Origin of the sequence: Streptomyces globisporus (assembly GCF_003501885.1) — a bacterium.
GTDB classification, from domain to species: Bacteria; Actinomycetota; Actinomycetes; order Streptomycetales; family Streptomycetaceae; genus Streptomyces; species Streptomyces globisporus_D.
In genome coordinates, this window is the sequence record NZ_QWFA01000201.1 from 1 (window position 1) to 18338 (window position 18338).

General features: G+C 70.7%; 13 protein-coding genes. 10 read left to right on the forward strand and 3 right to left on the reverse strand.

What is annotated here, in order from left to right; genetic code table 11:
* The first annotated feature begins 182 nt into the window (after nt 1-182).
* From D3105_RS34755 to D3105_RS28335, 5 genes are read left to right on the forward strand one after another with little or no spacing between them, the layout of a single operon-like run.
* Nucleotides 183-359, forward strand: coding sequence for a hypothetical protein (locus tag D3105_RS34755; protein WP_007455151.1), 177 nt, complete (start codon nt 183-185; stop codon nt 357-359).
* 10 nt (nt 360-369) lie between these two features.
* Entirely contained in the window at nt 370-1077 is a 708-nt protein-coding gene (locus tag D3105_RS28320) for a hypothetical protein (RefSeq protein WP_118905813.1), read from the forward strand.
* Complete coding sequence (locus D3105_RS28325) at nt 1074-2126, forward strand: DUF6895 family protein (protein WP_118905814.1); 1053 nt, start codon at nt 1074-1076, stop codon at nt 2124-2126. Before D3105_RS28320 ends, D3105_RS28325 begins: the two co-directional genes overlap by 4 nt.
* Nucleotides 2123-3052 (forward strand): DUF6895 family protein, encoded by a 930-nt coding sequence (locus D3105_RS28330; protein ID WP_118905815.1) that lies wholly within the window; start codon nt 2123-2125, stop codon nt 3050-3052. Before D3105_RS28325 ends, D3105_RS28330 begins: the two co-directional genes overlap by 4 nt.
* Nucleotides 3049-4146 (forward strand): serine hydrolase domain-containing protein, encoded by a 1098-nt coding sequence (locus D3105_RS28335; RefSeq protein WP_118905816.1) that lies wholly within the window; start codon nt 3049-3051, stop codon nt 4144-4146. The genes D3105_RS28330 and D3105_RS28335 overlap by 4 nt, the downstream gene beginning before the upstream one ends.
* Before the next feature lie 15 nt (nt 4147-4161).
* Here the strand turns inward: D3105_RS28335 and rsmI are convergent, their stop codons facing one another.
* A complete protein-coding gene (gene rsmI / locus D3105_RS28340) occupies nt 4162-5040 on the reverse strand; it encodes a 16S rRNA (cytidine(1402)-2'-O)-methyltransferase (RefSeq protein ID WP_118905817.1) in 879 nt (292 codons plus the stop codon).
* Between the two features lie 53 nt (nt 5041-5093).
* Here rsmI and D3105_RS28345 point away from each other — a divergent pair, with 53 nt between their 5' ends.
* From D3105_RS28345 to D3105_RS28360, 3 genes are all read left to right on the forward strand, one after another.
* Nucleotides 5094-6863, forward strand: coding sequence for a dolichyl-phosphate-mannose--protein mannosyltransferase (locus tag D3105_RS28345; protein WP_118905818.1), 1770 nt, complete (start codon nt 5094-5096; stop codon nt 6861-6863).
* Between the two features lie 571 nt (nt 6864-7434).
* A complete protein-coding gene (locus D3105_RS28355; protein ID WP_118905819.1) occupies nt 7435-7809 on the forward strand; it encodes a Pepco domain-containing protein in 375 nt (124 codons plus the stop codon).
* Nucleotides 7806-12953 (forward strand): HD domain-containing protein, encoded by a 5148-nt coding sequence (locus D3105_RS28360; protein ID WP_118905820.1) that lies wholly within the window; start codon nt 7806-7808, stop codon nt 12951-12953. The genes D3105_RS28355 and D3105_RS28360 overlap by 4 nt, the downstream gene beginning before the upstream one ends.
* 349 nt (nt 12954-13302) lie before the next feature.
* On the opposite strand, the gene D3105_RS28365 is transcribed toward D3105_RS28360, so the two are convergent.
* The gene (locus D3105_RS28365) at nt 13303-13728 is read right to left on the reverse strand and encodes a hypothetical protein (protein WP_412080969.1); all 426 of its coding nucleotides are present in this window, start codon (nt 13726-13728) and stop codon (nt 13303-13305) included.
* Between the two features lie 215 nt (nt 13729-13943).
* On the opposite strand from D3105_RS28365, the gene D3105_RS28370 reads away from it, so the two are divergent.
* On the forward strand, nt 13944-14789 hold the full coding sequence (locus tag D3105_RS28370; protein WP_118905821.1) for a hypothetical protein: 846 nt from the start codon (nt 13944-13946) through the stop codon (nt 14787-14789).
* Nucleotides 14790-14871: 82 nt separating this feature from the next.
* Here the strand turns inward: D3105_RS28370 and D3105_RS28375 are convergent, their stop codons facing one another.
* Nucleotides 14872-16305: a hypothetical protein gene (locus tag D3105_RS28375; protein WP_240647050.1), complete on the reverse strand. Its 1434-nt coding sequence runs from the start codon at nt 16303-16305 to the stop codon at nt 14872-14874.
* A 227-nt stretch (nt 16306-16532) separates the two neighbouring features.
* On the opposite strand from D3105_RS28375, the gene D3105_RS28380 reads away from it, so the two are divergent.
* Nucleotides 16533-18173, forward strand: a complete 1641-nt coding sequence (locus D3105_RS28380; protein WP_118905823.1) for a penicillin-binding transpeptidase domain-containing protein — start codon at nt 16533-16535, stop codon at nt 18171-18173.
* Nucleotides 18174-18338 lie beyond the last annotated feature (165 nt).

Consider the following 18338-nt stretch of genomic DNA (forward strand, 5'->3'; position numbering starts at 1 on the left):
CCCCCGTCCGCCCCCTCCCCTTTCCTTGAATTACCGGGCTTTCAGCCCCACCCGCACCTCATGAATTCACCATTCAATTGAATGCACGATTTCCCCGGACGCCGCCCCCGATTTGCGACGCCCTCATTCCTCCTTTTCACTCATTACGTCCACCCCATTTCCCACAGGACGGGGAACAACCCATGTTCACCACGGACACCACTGCCACCGACATCGAGCTCGACCTCGACGCCGCTCTCAACCCCGGTGAGGTCGAAGGTCTGTACCGCGACTCCCGCGAGTGCGCCTACCTGGCGCTCCTCGCAGGCGGCGGAGCCCTGCTGCTCTCGCCTCCGACCCCGCGCCCGAAGAAGGGCTAGTCGCCGGCACATGGACCAGACACATGCTTCGTCGCCCTTGGCGGGTGCCGTGCATGACCTGGCAACAGAGGTGGTCCTCGCTCTTCGGAGCGGGGACCACCTCGCCACGGTGTGCGGCGCGGCGGGAATCGACGAGGAGAATCGGACCGGAATCGCGGCGGTACGGGTCATCGGGGCCGACCTGCTGCTGCCCAGTGTTCTGTACGGACGTCACCCGCATCCGGGGGACGTCGCCGTACTCGACCGCGCGGTGCGGGAGTTCCCGCCCAAGCCCGACGCTCCGGCCGCCACGGCCTGGAGCCACTGGCACATGATCTCCACGCTCCAGCGGATGGCGCCGCCCGCACCGGGGGCCGCCGCCACCGGCACGTACGCGGAGCCGGACGCGGCCTGGCTGGAGGAGGCCCCCTGGCAGGCGTTCACCCACCAGCTCTCGGTCCTCGCGCCGCTCGCCGTCCCGGCCGCCCCCTCGGCCGTGCAGCGGGCCGCGGCGAACCGGGCCGTCGACCTGGCGCGCGGGTTCGTCCGCGCTGTGCGGCGGCGCGACTGGCTCCAGGCGGCGGGCGCGGGCCGCTGGCTCGCGGCGATCGGCGGCGAACCGGCCACCCTGGGCCTGGACCGCGGCCTGGACTTCGTCGAGCTGATGGGCGGACACGACCCCCGGGTTGCCCTCCATGTGCGGGCCGCCCGGCTGATGGCCGAGGCGAGGGCCCGGTGACGACGACCGCGACCCAGGACCCGCAGGACCGCCCGGCCCGGGAGCGCGCGTCCTCCTCCGGGGTCTCCGGGGCCTCCGGGACGTCCGGGGCCGCGCTCGCCGCCCTCCCCGGCGTCCTGAGCTCCGCCCTCGCCTGGACCGTCGCGCACCGCACCCGCTTCGCGCTCCCCGACGACGTCCTGGAACCCCACACCCAGGTCAACGCCACGCTGAAGCCGCTGGGTGAGCTGGCCCAGCTCGGCTCGACGATCCGCCGCACGACCGCCCCCGGCACCCCGGAGCACGAACGGGCCGGGGACCTCGTCACGTACGCCTGGGAACAGGTCCACGAGGGCGCGCTGCTCCTGGAGCTGCTGCGCGCCGAGCCGTTCGCCGCGTACCCGTACGAGATCTACGCCGCCTTCGCCGGGTACGGGCTGCGCCACGAGGGCTTCGAGGCGCTGGCCCGCCCGCTCACCGCGACCCGTGCCTGGGCCCACACCGAGCAGCACGCCAACCGGCAGCTGGGGCTGGTCAACTCCGAGCGCCGGGTGGGGGTGGTGACCCACACGGACGCGGGCGGGGTGCTGTCCCGGACCTGGCTGGGCGGTCTGTCCGAGCCGTGGATGTTCGAGGGCCCCTCCGGCTACGCGCTGACCCACACCGTCTTCCACCTCACCGACTGGGGCCGGATGCCCGACCGGGTTCCGGAGAAGATCGACGGCTATCTGCGGACCTGGCTGCCCGCGTGGGCGGACGGCTGTCTGGAGAGCGGCCAGTGGGACCTGACCGGCGAGCTGCTGGCGGTGGCCGCGTCGCTGCCGGGCCCTGCCCCCGCGGAGCTGCTGGACGCGGTCTGGCCGGTGCTGGCCGACGTCCAGCACCCGACCGGCTGCGTCCCGGAGACCGGCGCACCGGTCCAGGACCCCGCGCCGGACCCGTACCCCTTCATCGACTGCTACCACTCCACGCTCGTGACGGCCTTCGCCGCGGCCCTGTCCCTGAGGTCGCTGCGGTCGCCGGGACAGACGGACGGGTCCCCGCCCGGCCGGGAAAGGCGCACCGCATGAGCAGCGGCATCCAGCAGATCCACGACGTCGGGGCGAAGGCCCTGGGCTGGCTGTACGACCACCGCGAGGGCTTCCGGCTGGAGGCGGACCCGTCCCCGGAGGCGGGGATGCTGGACCGGTTCAAGCCGCTGGGCGAGCTGGCGCTGATCGGGAAGGTCATCTTCCGCGAGGGGGTGGCCGGCTCGCAGCAGTCATCCCTCGCCCACAAGCTGCTGGACCACGCCTGGCACGAGCTGCTGGCCTCCGGGGAACGGCTGCTGGAGGGCCAGCGGCGCGAACCGCTGTCGCCGGTGCCGCTGGAGGTCTACGTACCGTTCCGGGAGCTGGGCTACCGGCAGCCGGACCTGGAGTCCGCGATCCGGCTCAACCATCGGCTGGCCAGCTGGGCGGCGCTGGAGGTGCTGCCGGTGCGGCGTCTCGGCCTCAGCGCCATCGAGCGGCGGTTCGGGGTGGAGCCGAGTGTTCCGGAGACGGCGGCGCTGGCCCACACCTGGCTGGCGCGCAGGCCCGAGCCGTGGACGGTCGAGGGCCATATCGGTTACGACATCACGCACACGGTCTTCCACCTCACCGACTGGGGCGAGAAACCGGCCGGGCTGCCGGCCGACATCGCGGAGTACCTGGCTCTCTGGCTGCCGGTCTGGCTGGACGACTGGCTGGACCTGAAGCGCTGGGACCTGCTGGGCGAGCTGCTGGTGGTCGACGCCTGCCTGCCCGAGCCGACCCAGGACCCGGCGGCCTGGGCCGGGTTCGCGCAGGCCCAGGAGCCGGACGGCGCGATGCCGGTGGTCGGCGGGATGCCGGAGGGCGACGAGGAGTCGGTGTTCGACCTCGTCTACCACCCGACGCTGGTCGCCGCGTTCGCCTCGGCTCTGGCGATGTCCCGCGCCCTGTCCGACCTCAGCGCGTCCCCGGCCCCGGCATGACGGACACGACCGCGGTCCGCGTGACCGCCCCCGGCTCCCCGGCCGCCACCGCCCGCCTCCTGGCCGAGGCCGCGCGGACCGTCGACGCACCCGACCTGGTGCTCGCGGTCAGCCGGAACGGAGTGCGCACGGTCCACACCGGCGGGAGCGCGGAGCCGGGCCCGGTCCCCCGCGAGCTGATGGCGTACGAGCTGGGCTCGGCGTCGAAGCCGTACGCGGGGCTGCTGCTGGCCCGGCTGGTGGCACAGGGCAGGGTGCGCTACGAGGACCGGGCGGCGGATCTGCTGGCCCCGGGCTTCCCGGTGCATCCGGCGGTACGCCGGATCACCCTGCGCCATCTGCTCACCCACACCTCGGGGCTGCCGGGCCTGCCCGCCGACTTCTACCCACAGGCGGTGCCCCGCTGGTCGACCGACCCGTACGGCGGCTATCCGGCCGACCGGGTGGTCCGCGCCTTCCTGCGGGCCCGCCCGCGCCACCGGCCCGGCACCCGCTGGCACTACTCGAACTTCGCCGTCTCGGTGCTCGGCCACACCCTGGCGGCGGCCACCGGGACCCCGTGGGAGGTCCTGCTGCACCAGCAGGTACTGGCCCCGCTGGGCCTGGACGCGACCCGGGTGCGGCCCGGCCCGGACGGCACGGACGCGGTGGGCCACCGCCGCGACGGCACGCCGGTGCCCGCGCTGGACACCGGCGGCTTCGCGGCGGCGGGCGCGGTCCGGGCGACCCCGCTGGACCTGCTGACGTTCCTGGAGGCGCATGTGGGCGGGGCGGACGGGCCCGGGCCCCGGGACGCGGCGCCCACGGACTCGGCGCCGACGGACCCCGCGCTGGCCGGGCCGCTGGCGGAGGTCCGGCGCCCGGTGCTGCGACGCGGCCGGCGGCACGCGCACACCCATACGCTCACGTGGTTCCACCACCCGTCCCCGTACGGCCCGGTCCTCTTCCACGCCGGTGCGACGCTCGGCCAGCAGGCGTTCCTGGGCTTCCGCCCGGGGACGGGGCTCGCGGTGGCGGCGACGGCGACGCGGCGGGTGCACCGGGCGGACACGTTCGTGGCGACGGCTTACGGCGTACTGACAAAAACGCCGTAGACACCGCCGTACGCACTAAGGCTTCGCGGCCTTCTCCGCGTTCTTGGCGGCCACCACCGCGTCGAACACCTCCCGCTTCGGCAGCCCGGCATCGGCGGCGACGGCGGCGATGGCCTCCTTGCGCCGCTCCCCCGCCTCCTCCCGCACCCGCACGCGCCGCACCAGCTCCTCGGCGTCGAGGTCCCCGGGGCCGGCGTCCGGCGCCCCCTCCACCACGACGGTGATCTCACCGCGCACCCCGTCGGCGGCCCAGACGGCCAGCTCGCCGAGGGGACCGCGCTTGACCTCCTCGTACGTCTTGGTCAGCTCACGGCAGACGGCGGCGCGGCGCTCGGCGCCGAAGACCTCGGCCATGGCCGCGAGGGTGTCGTCGAGCCGGTGGGGGGCCTCGAAGAAGACCATGGTGCGCCGCTCGTCGGCGTTCTCGCGGAGCCGGGAGAGCCGTTCACCGGCCTTGCGCGGCAGGAACCCCTCGAAGCAGAACCGGTCGACGGGCAGCCCGGAGAGGGCGAGGGCGGTCAGCACCGCACTCGGCCCCGGCACGGCGGTGACGCGAATGTCCTTCTCCACGGCGGCGGCGACGAGCCGATAACCCGGGTCGGAGACGGAGGGCATCCCGGCATCCGTGACAAGGAGCACCCGGGCACCACCGCTCAGCGCCTCGACGAGCTCGGGCGTCCGGGCGGACTCGTTCCCCTCGAAGTAGGAGACGACACGCCCCGAGGTGTGGATGCCGAGCGCCTGGGTGAGCCGGCGCAGCCGCCGGGTGTCCTCGGCGGCGACGACGTCGGCCCGCTCCAGTTCGGCGGCGAGGCGGGGCGGGGCGTCCGCCACATCGCCGATGGGGGTCCCTGCGAGCACGAGCGTTCCAGTCGTTCCAGTCACATCAGCCATCCTCGCAGCACGGGCAGCGCCCTTCGCACAGATGCGTTCCCTACGATGGCGCGGTGACGAGTACCGCACCCGAGACCCAGCGGGGCCACGACGCCGGGGACCCGCTCGGCGAACAGCCGACCTCCTGGCAACGGCGGCTGCGCCGCTTCGGCCATGTCCCCCGCCCGGAGACCTCGCTCCGCGACCGGCTGGACCCGCCGTACACGCGGCCCGGCCGGCAGGTGTGGTCGGTGCTCGCGATCCCGCCGCACGTGGCGGACCGCCTGGTGCGCTGGTCGGCCTGGGGCGGCCCGCTTCTCGTGACGCTCGTCGCGGGCCTGCTGCGCTTCTGGAAGCTGGACCAGCCGCACGCGGTGATATTCGACGAGACGTACTACGCGAAGGACGCGTGGGCGCTGGTCAACCAGGGGTACGAGGGGTCCTGGCCGAAGGACGTCGACAAGCAGATCCTGAACGACCCCTCGTCCGTCCCGATCCCGACCGACCCGGGCTATGTGGTGCACCCGCCGGTCGGCAAGTGGATCATCGGCTTCGGTGAGCAGCTGTTCGGCTTCACGCCGTTCGGCTGGCGGTTCATGGTGGCGGTGCTGGGCACGATCTCCGTCCTCCTCCTGTGCCGGATCGGCCGACGTCTGTTCCGCTCGACGTTCCTGGGCTGCCTGGCGGGCCTGCTGCTCGCGGTGGACGGCCTGCACTTCGTGATGAGCCGGACCGCGCTGCTGGACCTGATCGTCATGTTCTTCGTGCTGGCGGCGTTCGGCTGCCTGGTGGTGGACCGGGACCACGCCCGCCGGAGGCTGGCGGCCGCGCTGCCGGTGGACGAGGAGGGCGTACTGCGCCCGGACGCGAGGGTGGCGGAGACACTGCGCCTGGGCCGGCGGCCGTGGCGGCTGGCGGCGGGCGTGATGCTGGGCCTGGCGTTCGCCACGAAGTGGAACGGCCTGTACGTGCTGGCCGCGTTCGGCCTGATGACGGTGTTGTGGGACGTAGGCGCGAGGCGTACGGCAGGGGCCGTGCACCCGTACCAGGCGGTGCTGCGCCGCGACCTGATCCCCGCGTTCTTCTCGACGGTCCCGGTCGCGATCGTCACGTACATCGTGTCCTGGACCGGCTGGATCGTCACGGACAAGGGCTACTACCGCAACTGGGCGGCCACGGAGGGCAAGGACTCCTCCTGGAGCTGGCTGTTCCCGGACTGGCTGCGCAGCCTGTGGCACTACGAGAACCAGGTGTACGACTTCCACGTCGGCCTCACCTCGGGCCACACGTACGAGTCCAACCCCTGGAGCTGGCTGGTGCTCGGCCGCCCCGTCTCGTACTTCTACGAGGAGCAGACGGGCTGCGCGGAGTCCTCCACGGGCAAGTGCGCCGCCGAGGTCCTGGCCATCGGCACCCCGCTCCTGTGGTGGCTGGCGTGCTTCGCCCTCGCGTACGTGGTGTGGCGCTGGTTCTTCCGCCGCGACTGGCGGGCCGGCGCGATCGCCTGCGGCGTGGTGGCGGGCTGGCTCCCCTGGTTCTTCTACCAGGAGCGGACGATCTTCCTCTTCTACGCGGTGGTGTTCGTCCCGTTTCTCTGCCTGGCGGTCACGATGATGCTGGGCGCGATCGCGGGCCCGGCGGCAGGCACGGGCGCCCGAGCCGAACTGGGCCTCACCACCCACGACCCCACCGGCGAACGCCGCCGCACCCTGGGGGCGATCGCGGTGGGCGTCCTGGTGCTCCTGATCATCTGGAACTTCATCTACTTCTGGCCGCTGTTCACGGGGACGCAGATCCCGGAGGACCTGTGGCGGGACCGGATGTGGCTGGACACGTGGGTGTAGGCGCCGCTTCGTGACGGACGCGAAAAGAAGAAATGCGGGCGGGCCGCGACGACAACGCGTCGCGGCCCGCCCGCATTTCGCGGCGTCGCGCCGAGGAGCCACAGGATGGCCCCGACCAGGATGAGGATGCCGCCGATCGTGGTCAGCAGACCCATACCCACAAGCAGGCCGATAATCAGCAGAATAAGCCCAAGGATGATCATTTTCAGTTCCCATCGTCAAGTCCGGTTCAGGCACTCGCGTGCCTGCGCTTCACAACGGCCTCAGTGCATCCCATCGGAATGTCCCGGCTTTGAATGTCGCCAGGACCTCGTTGCGAAAGTCCGTGTGCCCGACGATTCGGCGCTCACACACATCACTCACACAGATCTTCGAGATCACTGAAACCGCCGCCCCTGCTCCGGGACCGCGTCCGCCGCCCCAACGGGTCGCCGACGGGGCGGGGGGAAGATCGGGCAACGGAACCAAGGGGACGGATCCAGGGACACAACACGGGAGATGTNGGCGATCAGTCGTAGAGTTCGCCTCTCGTCGCCGACGCACCGGCGACCACGGAGCAGGGGGAGCACGCGTGTCGCTGTATCGGGACAACGAGCCGGACGTCACCGTCTCCGGACTGGAGATTCTTGTCAGGGCCGATGACACCGAGGACCTCGGGGCGCCGGGCAGCCGGGGCGGCACCAAGGGCTTCCGACGCCGCAACGGCACGGAGCTGGCCTCGGTGCCGGTGCGCGTGGAACAGCTGAGGGAGAGTCTGGAGGACACCGTCGCGGCCCTGCGTGACGTCTTCGGGCGGATCGCGGAGACGTCCGGGCAGTTCCCGCTCAAGGAGGTGCAGGTGTCGTTCGAGGTGTCGGCCAAGGGCGGGATCCGTCTGATCGGCACCAGCGAGGTCGAGGGCAAGGGCGGCATCACGCTGGTGTTCGGCGCCCGCGACGCACGATGAGCACACACCGCGCCCTCCTCCTGTTCGTAACGCGCTACCGGTCACCGGACTGGGACGACCTCCACTTCCTCGAAGGCGAGTACGCCGATCTGCGCGCGACGCTCCAGGACCGTGGCTACGAGATCGACGAGGGCAGCACCTGCGACCCGGAGCGGCTCACGCGCTCCGGACTGATGCGTCGCGCCAACGATTTCATCAAGAGCGCACGCCAGGGTGAACACCTGGTCGTCTACTTCAGCGGACACGGCTTCCATCATCACGACCGCTCCTATTTCGCGGCTCACGACTCCGACCCGGACATCGACAACAACGACGTTCTGGAGAGCGGCAACATCCCCTTTGCCGACGGCTGGACGAAGGCGGTGAACGAGAGCCTGGCCGAGAAGGTCCTCTTCGTCGTGGACGCATGCCGCGAACGGCTCGTCATCGACCGCGGCTCTCCGCAGAGTCCGTTCACCACCCCGCCGGACACGGAGAAGTTCAGCTATCTCATGGCCTGCGAGCCGGAGGCCATGTCGGCGTACACGGGTGAAGAACCAGGTGGTGAAGAGGAGGAAGAACCAGGCGGAGAAGGGGCCTCGAAGAGCTTCAGCCTCCTCACCCGGGCACTGCGGGACATCCTCCACGATGTCCACGGCGAGCTGCCCACGGACAGGTTGCACGAACTCCTGCGCGAGGAGATGGAGGACTTGCAGCAGCGGGTGTGCGACCGGTTGCCCCGGGGTTTCCGCCAGGAGCCGCGGCTCAGCGGCGAGCGCGGACGGCAGGCCTTCCCGTTTCTTCCCACCGGCGTCCCGCCCGAAAGGGAGCGGCTGAGCGTCCTTCGCGATCACGCGGTGTGGACCCAGCTCGCCGGGCAGCCCGACCAGCAGATGTACCGGGACGCCGAGATGGTGACGGTCGCCCTCGGCGAACGACTCGCCAAGCAGCGCAGGGAGCAGGCCGATGATCCGTGGCTGGACTGGGAAGCGGACCAGCGGGCGTCCCGGTGGATCAGCTTTCTCATCCGGAAGTTCCTGCCGAGTGAGAGGTTCAGCGCGGCGGAAGCCGTCACGATCTCTCTTGCCCCCATGATCCACCACGCCTATCGGGTGCAACGGTCCAAGGAGCTGGACTTCCGGCTAGGCCAGCCGGCGGACGCGACCGATCCGTGGGACAAGTACACGCAGCTGCTCCACCGGACCGCTCCCGACCGTGAACCCCGGCCGCGAAGCCAGGATCACCGCACGGTCCGCGCCTGGATCCTGCATCAGGAGTTCTACCGGCTGGGCGAGGACACGAGAAGCCCGCTCGACGGCCTGACGGAGTTGGTGAACCAGGCCTTCAAGGACACCTGGGATCTCGCCGAGGTCCTGGACGCCGAGCTGCTGGCCTGGATCTTCCGAGCCATGCAGTACGGCGGGAGCGTTCTCGGCGAGTACGCGGACGCCCCACCGGATGCTCCTCCCCAGCTTCGCCGGAGACTTGTCGGCTACCTCCTGGCCGCCGGCCATGCGATGGCGCTGGACGTCAGCGCCCTGCCGCGGGTGCTGGTCGAGCACATCGGCGGTCCGGGACGGGCCAGTCTTCTCCAGACCCGCAAGACCATCGCCCAGGCGGCCTGGCAGGAATTCGGTCACAGTCTGCGCCTCAGCGCGTCCTGCGGCCACCAAGCCGTCATGGTCGCCCTCCAGGAGCAGGCGGCCTATCTGGACGGGCTGCTGCACCACGCCAGTAATCAGGTGAGAACGGGCGGCGGCGAGGACGACACCTGGCTGGCGGCCCTCCCCCACCGTGCTTCGGGGGACGACGTCCTCCCGGAGAAGGACGCGGTCACCGGGGCGCTGAAATTCCTTCCGGTGGCCACCCGCTTCGGGCTCGACGGGACCCGGGTACGGGATCTGCTGACCGGGGAGCAGCTCTACCGCGACCGTCGGCTCGCCGTACGGGAGCTCTATCAGAACGCCATGGACGCCTGCGCGGTCCGGGACGCCCGGGAGCAGTACCGGCCTCCTCCCCCGGGCACAGAACCCTGGAGAGGGGAGATCTCGATCACCCAGGGCGGGACAGGAAGCCGCCCCTACCTGGAGTGTGTGGACAACGGTTCGGGAATGGACCGCGACGAACTCCTCTACGCCTTCGCGCAGGGCGGTGCACGCCTCTCCCACCTGGCCTCCTTCCGCCAGGAGCAATTCGAGTGGCAGAAGAATCCGCAGATCAGGTTCCACCGCAACAGCAGGTTCGGCATCGGCGTGCTGAGCTACTTCATGCTCGCCGACGAGATCGAGGTGACGACGCGCAAGTTCCGCCGGGACAGGTCTCCGGGAGAGTTGCTGCGCGTCACCGTCTTCGGTCCCGACGACCTGTTCCAGGTCGATGACCACCTTGAGGAGGCCGACTTCCTCGGCGAGCCGTGCGGCACCCGCGTACGGCTGTACCTCGACGCGAAGAGATCGGCGGACGTGTCCTGCGTGCAGACGCTCCGGGACGTCCTCGGCGTGGCACGGTACCGAACCACCGCCGTGTTTCAGGCCGACCAGGAGATCTGGGAACCGCAGGTCTACCGCCCCAGAGGGTCCACAGGCATCACCGCATCGGGGCACATCGAGCCGGACCCCCGTGGCGATGTCTTCTGGTGCGAGCGGGGCGGGGCGGTGCTGGTGGACGGCGTCCATGTCCAGGCCAGTTGGCCGACCACGGGCGGTGAAGCGCAGAACCACCGAATCGCGATCACCGGGGCCGTCGTCAACCTGCGCGGTGTTGTGCAGATTCCGGGCAAGGGCAAGGTCGTACCCCGTCTGTCGGTCGAACGCGCGCAGGTGCTGGACGATGTCACCAAACCGCTGGCGAACCGCTTGCGCCGGGCCGTCGGCAGCCTGATCGGGAGCAGCCTGCTGACGGAGGAGTGGCTGCTGAACATCACGCACGAGGAGCCCGCGATCGCCGATGTGATCGTCGGCGAGCTCACCGCGTCGTCGGCGCACCTGACGGACGAGCAGTATCCGATGGCGCGCACGGGCTTCTTCCCGGGCGACGCGGACCTGAGGGCCGCCTGGACTGCCGCGACTCCGCCACGAAGAATCACTCCGAACGACTACCTGAAGGCTTCCCGGCTACCGGAGCATCTCGCACTCTGGCGCTACGCCGCGCATTTCCCTGCGGAAGTGGCTACGGCACTGGACGAGCTGTGCCCTGCCGGGCTGGAAACCGCGCGGCTGTTGCCGGCGGTTCCCTCACATGCCTTGATCCTCGGGTTCCCGACGCGCACGGGGAGTGCTCTCGGAGAGTGGGATCCTGCCGTACGTCTGGGTAACCTCGTCAGGTGCGCGGAGAGGCTACGCACCACACTGGAGGACGTCGAGGGGCGACTTGCCGCCCTCCACTTGAGCGTGGAGGATCGCCACCCAGGGCCTGCCATCCCCCTGCACACTTTCCTCCAGCTCATCAGCTCCGACGGGGACGGTTCGTGGCCCTGGCTGGAGATCGGCGACGCGCCCGCGCCTTATCGCCTCCTCTCCTCGTGCGACCGTGCGGGGCTGGCGCTGCCGGAGGTCATTCGGCGTTTCGCGTCCCTCGGCTACGCGATGGAGTCCAGCTCCGTGTTCCTGGAACCGGGCTCGGAGGCCGACCGCACCGCCCGGTTGATACTCAGCGCGAATCTGGACGGACAAGCCCCGTGGCTGCGCGGCGCGAATGTGTCGCACATCCGCGCGGTCGCCGAACGGCTCGATATTCCCATTCCTGAGGTGCGCGAGAAGTTGAAGGCGCTGGGGATCGACCTTTCTTCGGCCAGGCACAACTCCGCGAACCGTCAGGTCGTCCAAGCCCTCCAGTCTCTGGGCGATGAATTCTCCTCCCGATCCGCCCGGGGCAGCTCCGTTACCGGGGCACACGCCCTGTACGTCGCCCAGCAGACGGGACTGGACATCTCGGAGGCCGTCTCCCACCTGTCGGCACTGGGCTACGTCGTCCCGGACAACATCCCCTCCCAGGACGCCTCGCCGTACCTCGAACTTCTCCTCGCCAGACGGTCGGGCAGCGATCATGTCGATCCGGCCCGTCCCGTCCCGCTGCCCCTGATCCATACGCTCGCCAAGCAGTTCGACCTGCCCATGGGAGAGGTCGCCGAGCGTCTTCGAGCGCTCGATCTCACCGTGCCGTTCCAGCGCGTCCCCGACACATTGACCGAGAAAGATCTCGTGCTGCTGAGCAAGTACGCACTGGGCGGCCTGGCGCGCTCATCCCGCTGGCTCGACCCCAGTCGTCCGGTCCCGCCGGCCCATTCCGTACTCGCCGCCGCCACCCTCGGCATGTCGACTCAACAGGCGATCGACGCTCTCCGAGAGCTGGGCATGCGGGTCACGCCGCTGCCTGCGGGGGAGCCTGTCCTCGGCTCCGAGAACAAGGAGCGCCTGATCATCGGGCAGTGGATCCCCTACTCCAGGGACCAGACGGTTCCATGGGGTCACGTCCTCTACGTCGCTGACCGCCTCGGACTGGACGTGCCCACATGCCTGGAGTACCTCTCCGCTCGAGGACTGGATGCTTCGGCCGCTCCTGCGGAAAGGGTCGGTTTCGACGACGAGCTCGACCTCGCGTTGGTACGTGAGGTCCACGGCCCAGCCTTCGACAGGTTGAGGATGAACACGGACGACGTCATCAATGCGGCACAAGCAGTGGGCCGTTCCGTGGCCGACGTGCGATGCCGGCTATCAGACCTCGGTGCAGCGCTTGCCTCAACCATGACCAACGCTCATCTCGGCGACGCGAACCTGTTGCAGCGCTTCGTCTCTCGGCCCACTCCTGTGGAGCCCGGAGAAACAGTCTCCGCGGCGGAGGTTCACATCGTCGCTTCCGAGAACTTCCTCACGGTCAAGGAGGCATCCGACCGGCTCGTCGCGGCGGGCTTGACCATCCAGGACACCGACTACCCCAAGCAACGCCCGACCCCTGAAGAGCTGCTCATCCTGCGGGAGAACGGCTCAGCCCTCAACAACTGGATCGATCTGGACAAGCCGGTCGGCCTGGAACACCTGCTCGTCACGGCTCACCGCCTGGGCACCACGGTGTCGGGGGTGGCTGACCGATTGCGCTCGTTCGGGCTCGACGTCCCCGACACCCAGGCCATGGTGACCAGGGCGTGGGACCGAGTGCCCAGGCGATGACTGCTGGACCATGGGCCCGCCCGAAGCTAGAAGCTGTCCACCACGTTCATGACCAGACTCGTGAACCGGTACTTCACGTGGTGCCAGCGGCCGCAGAAGCGCTTCGGTCTCCACCATCGGCGCTGCTCGACCGGGCGCCCGCACCACTTGCACGGCTTCAGCCGCACCTTCACCTCCGGTCCCCCCTGCCGCGAATATGGCGGCTCTCCCGGAGACCTACGTGGTGTCTCTGCCCGCAGGCCGCCCCCTCCCCGCACAACACCTCAGCGAGCAACAAAACGGCACGTCCCCACGGGCCGAGGCCCGAGAACAGCCGGGCTCCCGCCCGGCCTCGGCTCGGTCCCTGCCGTCACACCGCAGCTCCCGGCCCGGCCACCGTCTTTCGCCGTTGACGTATCAGGAAGACCGCCGCCACGGCCGACAGCATCAGGAAGAGCAGAGCGGCGCCCGCCGACATCCAGGCGAACAGGGCCGCGCCACCGCCCCCGACATCCTCATCGCGGGCGACCACCTGGGGATCGTCGGCCTGGTAGCGGACGGTCACGGCGGCGCCCACGGACTGCTTGCCGCCACCGCTGCCCGTCGGCAGATCCGCCACCACGGTCCGCCCGTCGGCCTCGAACTCGACCCGGCACTGGCCGATCATGCACGACCCGCTCGTGTGCAGCGTGGCATCGGCCCGCTCGCCGCCCTTGAGGGAGCGCAGATGCTCGGCCGCAGGGAACATCACCAGCACCGACAGCATCCCCAGCAGCAGCGCGAGCGTCAGCGACATCACCAGGGAGCCACGAGGCCCCAGCCCGCTCTGTCCGCTCTGCCCGCTCCCCGATGCGCTCTCGTGCACTCTGCCGTCCACCTGTCCCGCCCTCCCCATCCGTCGGCGCCCGGCCGACGCTCCCCGTTCTGGTGTACGAGCAGACTAGTTCCGGTGTCCGAGGCTTCGCGTAGGTTGAGCGCCGTCGCAGTCGAACGGGAGGAACGAGGAACACGGTGAAGGCATACGACCTGGGGTTCGGGGAGTCCGCGGACGAGCTGTCGGTGCGGCCCGGCAAGCCCGTCGGGATCGATCTGCCCGGCGCCCGTGTCGCCGGGTGGTGCGGCGGTCGTGCCCCCGGTATCGGGACGGCCTCCTGGCCCCGGAGTCCTGTCACGGGGCTGCCGATGATCCATGTCATCACCCTCGAACTGCCTGAGGACTACCGGCGTAAGGGCCAGGATCTGGTGGCCGTCTCCTTCTTCCACGCCGACGACCACGTCGCCGACGACATCGAGGGCGTCGACGAGCTGCTGGCGGGCACAGCGCCCACCCCTGAGCAGGCCGCCGATCCGTTCCTCGCCGCGGTGGCGGCGACGGCCGCGGCCCGCCACCCCCAGCAGCAGGACCTGGAGGACATGATCGGCGGCGCGCACGCGCTCATCCGGCTCACCGCCGAGGAGTTCGCCGCCCCTCGCATCGATCCCCCCGCCGACATCCGGCCCGACGGGCTCGGCGACACATACAGCCGCGGCCAGAACGCCTGGGACGACAGCGCCCCCGAGACCACGGTCTGGATCGGGGAGCGTACCGGCGACCCGAACACCGGCATCGCCCCGGCGGAGGACGGCGAGGGCGGCTACGTGGAGGCATGGTCCTCGGACGACAAGGACCTCGAAGCGTTCTGTTCGTCCATCGAGGGCATCTCGCACCTCGGGGGGACGGTGATGCCCTGCCAGGCGTTGCCGGAGGGGCTGACGCCGTACGTCTTCGAGCTGGAGGACGGCGTCGGCGGGGTCAACTTCGGCGGCGGCAACGCGCAGATCGACCTGGAGTCGGGCGTCTTCGACTGGGCGCAGTAGCGGGTGCGGGCTCCGCTGCCCAGGGCGGCGGAGCCGAGCGGGACCGGGCCGGACCGGGGCCGAGAACACAGGGCGCCCCGGCTCAGTCGCCCCCGCAGCCACCACAACTCGATCCGCAGCTCGAACCGCAGCCGCCACCGCTGCTGTACCTTCCGCTCTCGCCGCTCCCGCTCGACCGGCCCGGCGAAGGCCGCGGCGGGTTCCTGCGACGCTCCTCCGCCTCGCGCTTCGCCCGCTCGTCCGCCGCCCGTTGGCGCTCCGCCCGCTCCCGGCCCTCGCGGAGGCGTTCGCGCTGCCGGGTGGCGCCGTCCACGGGCTCCCAGACGCCCAGCCCGTGGTGGCGGTCCGGCCGGAGGAGGACCGTGGTCACGGCCGCGTACATCCGCCCGATCTCCTGGTAGCGGTGGTATTCGGCGCAGGCGTATTCGAGGACGACCTCATCTCCCTCCGCCGGCGTGCCGTACAGGATCGCCTCGAAGGGCTCCTGCCGCGGGTCGATGTCGTGGTGCCCGTTTCCCTCCGCGTACACCGAACCGCTGCCCAGGAGCCGCGTCCTGGTGCGGGTGTCACGCTTCCGGGGTACGTACGCGATCAGCGGGGGCGCCGAGGGCGTACGGGCGTCCGCGCACACCCAGTGGCGTCCGTCCGCCCCGGCGCGTACGCCCACGATCAGGGCCGGCTGGTCCTCCCCGTGGAGCCGCCGCGCCGCCCGGTACGCGAGCTGGCCCCAGCCCCCGAAGGTCGTGCCGGCCACCAGAAGGACGAGACAGACGCGCTGCTGCCCGATGGCGTCGTACGGGACACCGCCCGAGGTCAGGTCCTCGACCAGGCCGTCGGTCAGGATCGCGAGGCCGAGCAGGCACAGCGCCAGACCGAGATAGACCTGCGCATGGCCGCGGTGACCGTCCGATTCCGGGACGCCCCCGGGCAGCGGGAAGCGACGTTGCCCAGCCGCGGCGAGAACCAGGGCCCGCTGCCGTCGGCGGGCCCACAGCCGCAGGCCGCCTCCGGTGACCGCGATGGCGCAGACGGCAAGGACGACCAGGTACCCCGCAGTCGCCGGGCGGTCGATGTCCCCGGTCCGGACCGCCACCGGGGCAGCCTCGACCGCGACGAAGAGCGCCGCCGGAAAGACGGCGACCGGAACGTACCGGTACCAGAGCGGAAGGGCCGTCAGCAGGACCACGCCCGGATACCTCGGCCAGTCCGTCCCGCCCCCGAGCCCCTCGCGCCAGGCCCCGGACGCGGACGAGACCCCGAAGAGGAGGACGTACGCCGTGACCACCAGGGCGGCCAGGATCCAGCCGCCCAGGACCGGGGCGAGGACCGTCGGGGCCCCCGCCCTGCGCCACCGTTCGGCATCGGCAACGGACCAGACGGCGATGGAGCCTCCGGTCAGGGACCGGGTGGTGCTGCCGTCCCCGCCCACGGACCAGACCGGAACGCCCCCTTCGGGCAAGGTCCCGGGCGGCAGGAACTTGATGTGGTCGACCGCCGACGGCCGATCCTGGTGCATCCCCCGTGTGAACATGCCGTACGCCCCCCGACGTCCGCTCCCCCGTGCGTTCCCGGCCAGTCTTCCCGCAACGACCCCGGCCCACACAGGCCGCACCGGAGAGCGCTTTCCAGCCAAGCATTCCGGTCCGGTAACAACCCCCTCACCGCACGCCACAGCCCCTTAGGGTTCCTCACAGTTGCCCCTTGAACATGTTCAGGGGGGCTCCTGGGGAGGGGGACTGCGAGATGCGCAGTGGAGCGAAGGTCGCCGTCATCGGCGGAGCGTTCGTGCTGGTGGCCGGCGGGATCGGTTACGGGGCGTACAGCATGCTCGGGGACACCGGCGGCGGGGGCGGCGCCGGTACACAGAGCGCGTCCCAGTCGTCGAAGGTGAAGACGGGGCCGCCGAGCGCGGAGGAGATAGCGGAGACGTCGAAGGGCTTCTTTGACGCGTGGGCGGCCGGGGACGCGTCGGCGGCCGCCCTCCTGACCAACAACGAGGCGGGCGCGGAGCCGGTGCTCGCCTCGTACGGCGAGGACGCCCACATCGGCAAGGTGAAGATCACCCCGGGCCCGGCCGTCGGCACGAAGGTCCCGTACACGGTCAAGGCCACCGTCGCGTACGAGGGGAAGTCGAAGCCCATCTCCTACGCCTCGGAGCTGACGGTCGTCCGCGGCCTCACGACGGGTAAGTCCCTCGTCGACTGGGAACCGACCGTCGTGCACCCGCAGTTGACGGACGGCGCGACGCTGAGGACGGGCGAGTCCTCGACCCCGGCGATCGAGGCCGTCGACCGCAACGGCGCGGTGCTGACGAAGGAGAAGTACCCCTCGCTGGGTCCGATCCTGGACACCCTGCGCCAGAAGTACGGGGAGACCTCGGGCGGTTCGGCCGGTATCGAGACCTGGATCGAGCCCGCCGACGAGTCCCAGCCGGACGTCAACCTGCTGACCTTGTCCAAGGGCAAGCCGGGCAAGGTCCAGACGACACTGGACGCGAACGCGCAGGCGGCGGCCGAGCGGGCGGTGAAGAAGTTCGCGGAGGCGTCGGTGGTCGCGGTGAAGCCGTCCACGGGGGCGATCCGCGCGGTGGCCAACAACCCGGTGACCGAGTTCAACGTGGCACTGCAGGGCAAGCAGGCGCCCGGCTCGACGCTGAAGATCATGACGGCTGCGCTGCTGCTGGAGAAGGGACTGGTCCAGGCGAACGGGGCGGCGGAGTGCCCCAAGGACGCGATGTACCAGGGCCGTTCCTTCCACAATTTGAAGAACTTCGATCTGCCGGACGGCTCGACCTTCACCCAGAGCTTCGCCAAGTCCTGCAACACCGCCTTCATCAAGCTCATCGACGACACGAAGGACGACGCCGCCCTCCCCAAGATCGCCAAGGATGTCTTCGGGATCGGCCTGGACTGGAAGACGGGCGTCGTCACCGCGGACGGCAGCGTGCCGGAGGAGGTGGGCGGCGAGGCGGCCGCCCAGTACATCGGGCAGGGCACGGTCCAGATGAACGTCCTCAACATGGCGTCGATCACCGCGACGGCCCGCACCGGCACCTTCCGTCAGCCCGTCATCGTTCCGCAGTCCCTGGACAACCGGGAGTTGGCGACGGCCTCACGTTCGCTGTCGCCGTCCGTCACGCAGCAGCTCACGACGATGATGCGCGCCACGGCCGCCTGGGGTACGGGCGCGAGGGCCATGGCAGGCGTCGGCGGCGACAAGGGCGCGAAGACCGGTTCGGCGGAGGTCGGCGGGCAGGACACCTCGAACGCCTGGTTCACCGGCTTCAGCAACGACCTCGCGGCAGCGGCGGTCGTCCAGTCCGGTGGCCACGGCGGCGACGCGGCGGGCCCGGTCGTGGCGGAGGTGCTGAAGGCGGGCGGCTGAGGCAGCGGTTGGCCCGGTCGGATGGCTGACCCGCGCGTCCTGCTGCGCCCCGGGCCGCGATGGTCCCGGCCTCTGCGCGTGAGCGACTGAGACCTAGCCCCAAGTCCCCTGCCCCGCCGCCCAGTCCCCCCGCCCCACCAGATCCAGCACCAGGGCGGCGATGTT